The sequence below is a fragment of the Mesorhizobium sp. M7A.F.Ca.CA.002.15.2.1 genome, from assembly GCF_003998715.1.
GTDB classification, from domain to species: domain Bacteria; phylum Pseudomonadota; class Alphaproteobacteria; order Rhizobiales; family Rhizobiaceae; genus Mesorhizobium; species Mesorhizobium ciceri.
Window position 1 is genome coordinate 1 of sequence record NZ_RZPI01000668.1, and the last position, 3010, is coordinate 3010.

Here is a 3010-nt window from a genome sequence, read left to right on the forward strand (position 1 = left end):
GTCAAGGTGGAACTGCTGAACGACAACGTCGTTCTCACAGGAACCGTGGATACCCCCCTGGATGCCAAGCGCGCCGAACAGTTGGCGAACATGTTCGTGTCGGGTGGTGAAGCGACGACGGGACAATATTCGCAGACCGCGGCTGGCGGCTCGGCCCAGAGCGGTGTCGACATCAACAATCCGGACCAGGAGCGCCGCACCAGCCAGATCGTCAACCTGATCCAGATCATTGGCGACGACCAGGTCACGCTGAAGGTCACGGTCGCCGAAGTCAGCCGCTCGGTGATGAAGCAGCTCGGCGTCAACATGGTTGGCAGCGGCGGCAGCAACGGCATTAGTTACGGCGCAATCAGCGACAACTTCACGGGTCTCGGCAAACAGCTGTCGAATTCCGGCTTTCAAATCGGCGCTTCAGGACTGCAGGCTTATGTGAACGCTATGGAGCAGTCCGGGGTGATGAAGACCTTGGCCGAGCCGACCTTGACGGCTGTGTCGGGCGAGAAGGCAACCTTCAAGGTCGGCGGTGAATACAATATGGTCACGGGTGTCTCGGCAAATGTATCGCAAGACAACCAGACCGGCCTGAAGACCTACAGCGTCGAAAAGATCGAGTACGGCATCGGCCTGGAATTCCAGCCGGTTGTGTTGTCTCCCGGCCGCATAAGTTTGAAAGTCAGGACGTCGGTTTCCGAGCCGACAACCGAGGGATCCGTATCGTTCTCCTCAGGCGTGACGAGTCCCGGCATGAATGCCCTGTCGCTGCGCAAGCGCCTTGCCGACACAACGGTGGAATTGCCATCCGGTGGCTCCATGATGATCGCCGGCCTGGTTCGCGACGATGTCAGGCAAGCCGTCAACGGATTGCCTGGATTGACAAAGATCCCGGTGCTTGGCGCGCTCTTCCGCAGCAGGGATTTCGTGCGAAACGAGACCGAGCTCGTCATCATCATCACGCCCTATCTGGTTAAGCCGGTGGCGCGCAACGACCTTGCCAAGCCGGACGACAATTTCAACGCCGCCAGCGATGGCGCCGGCATGTTCCTTGGCCGCGTCAATCGCGTCTACGGCACCATGCAGACCGACAAGCCCAATGGCCGCTACCACGGCGTTGTCGGCTTCATCTACAAGTAAGCGGGGAAGCGGACATGTCTCAGTCAGCATTGAAGGCAAGCACCATCGCCGCAACGACCCGTCTCGGCCGTTCACGGGTCTGCCGGCGAGCCGTTCCTGTCCTGGCGGTTGCGGTGGCGGCGCTGCTCGCCGGCTGCGCCCAGCGCGACAGCATCACGGTCGGCGCCATTCCGGACGATTACCGCACCAACCATCCGATCGTCATCGCCGAGAAGAATCAGAAGATCGACCTGCCTGTCGGCGCCGGTGACCGCGGCATGACCGGCTCCCAGCGCGATACGCTTCTTGGCTTCCTGGATGGCTATGACAGAAGTGCCGCCCCGACGCTGACGATCCAGGTCCCGAGCGGATCGGCCAACGAGGTCGCCGCGACCACGGCGGCCCGCGATTTCGCCCGGCTGGCGGTTGCCAGCGGCATCAAGCGCAATCGGATTGTCGTGACCTCCTATCAGTCCGCCTCCGCCGAAGCCTCTGCCCCGATTCGCGTTGCTTATATCTCGGTGAAAGCCCAGACCGATAAGTGCGGCCGCTGGCCCGAAGATCTTATGGAGACATCGGAGAACAAGCACTATGCCGACTTCGGCTGCTCCTATCAGAACAATCTTGCCGCCCAGATGGCCAATCCCGCCGACCTGCTCGGCCCGCGTAAATCTGCCAATATTGATCCGGCAAATCGTAGCCAAGCCATCGATGTTTACCAAAAGAGAGGCATTTCGGAAGAGTTCCTCGGCAATTCGGAAGTGACGTACTGAGCCGCAAATCTCGGATAGAACAGGCCACGGGAGAGAGCATGACGATGAGCAACCTTGCCTACGACGCCCCGGTGGACGGCAGCGATACCTCGCAGCAGGACATCGCCGCGATGCAGGCGTTGCGGCCGATCCCGCGCATCTCGATCCAGGCATTCTGCGAGACCGAGGGTGTTGCCAACCCGGTCGAGCGCGCCGGCGAGGACCGTCGCATGACGAAGGCGCATCTCAAGGTCCACATGGGCGGTGTTCCCACTGCCATCGAATTCTACCAATCGGCGCCGACGCCCAATCTGATCCTGCTGGAATCGCGCAGCGAGCCCAAGCAATTGCTGGAACAACTCGCCCAGCTTTCGGAATATTGCGATCCGACGTCGAAGGTGGTGGTGATCGGCCACTACAATGATGTCGGCCTCTACCGGGAACTCATCCGCAACGGCATTTCCGAATATGTGATCGCTCCGGTCTCGATGGCCGACATCGTCAGCGTGGTGTCGTCGATTTTCATCGATCCGGAAGCCGAGCCGCTCGGCCGCTCGATCGCCTTCGTCGGCGCCAAGGGCGGTGTCGGCTCCTCGACGATCGCCCACAATGTGGCTTGGGCGATGTCCTCCCTGTTCAAATCCGAAGTGGTCGTCGCCGATCTCGATCTGGCTTTCGGCACCGCCAACATCAATTTCGACCAGGATCCGGCGCAAGGCATCGCCGAGGCGGTGTTTTCACCGGAACGCATCGATGAAGTCTATCTCGACCGGCTGCTGACCCAGTGCGCCGAGCATCTGTCGCTGCTGGCGGCGCCTTCGACGCTCGAACGGGTCTATGATTTCGATCCAGAGGCCTTCGTTCAGCTCATCGACACCGCCCAGCGCAGCGTGCCGCTTCTGGTGCTCGACGTCCCCCATGCCTGGACGGGCTGGACCAAGAACACCTTGGTCAAGGCCGACGAGATCGTCATCACCGCGACACCGGAACTTGCCAATCTGCGCAACACCAAGAACCTCATCGATATGCTCAAGCGGCTTCGTCCCAATGATCCGCCGCCCAAGCTGATCATCAACCAGGCCGGCGTCCCGAAACGCCCGGAGATTTCGCCGGCCTGGTTGATGATCAGCTTGGGCGGCGGATCATTG

The 3010-nt window shown here is 60.9% G+C and carries 3 protein-coding genes; all 3 read left to right on the top strand.

Going from position 1 to position 3010, the window contains the following annotated elements; all coding sequences use genetic code 11:
- Window positions 1-1131 (top strand): type II and III secretion system protein family protein (locus ENZ74_RS27235; RefSeq protein WP_164761245.1); only part of this gene is annotated, 1131 nt, incomplete at its 5' end.
- A 14-nt stretch (window positions 1132-1145) separates the two neighbouring features.
- Window positions 1146-1883, top strand: a complete 738-nt coding sequence (locus ENZ74_RS27240) for a pilus assembly protein CpaD (protein WP_013533682.1) — start codon at window positions 1146-1148, stop codon at window positions 1881-1883.
- A 44-nt stretch (window positions 1884-1927) separates the two neighbouring features.
- A partial coding sequence (locus ENZ74_RS27245) for an AAA family ATPase (protein WP_206522336.1) occupies window positions 1928-3010 on the top strand: 1083 nt, incomplete at its 3' end.